The following is a 253-nucleotide window of genomic DNA, read 5'->3' on the forward strand; positions in this document are numbered from 1 at the left end:
CTCGGCGCTCGCGATATCGATGTCGCAGGCGACGACCGTCGCGCCTTCGCGTGCGAATGCGAGCGCAGCGCAGCGGCCGATGCCGCTGCCCGCGCCGGTGACGACTGCGGCCTTGCCGCTGAAGCGCCCGCTCGTTGCGCGGCGGCGTGCATTCGCGAGCGCGGGTGGTTCGTGGCCCGGTTCGACCGCGTCGATCAGTTGCCCGGCGGGATCCGCGAAGCGCGCGGGGTCGGCGAGCGGCTGCCAGGGGCCG

1 protein-coding gene is annotated in these 253 nt (G+C 75.1%); it reads right to left on the reverse strand.

Translation table 11 applies throughout. From position 1 onward, the window contains the following. Window positions 1-253: SDR family NAD(P)-dependent oxidoreductase (locus tag KVT39_RS37050; RefSeq protein ID WP_217591497.1), on the reverse strand; the 253-nt coding region annotated here is incomplete at both ends.

Source organism: Burkholderia sp. GbtcB21, assembly GCF_019091065.1.
GTDB lineage: Bacteria > Pseudomonadota > Gammaproteobacteria > Burkholderiales > Burkholderiaceae > Burkholderia > Burkholderia pyrrocinia_C.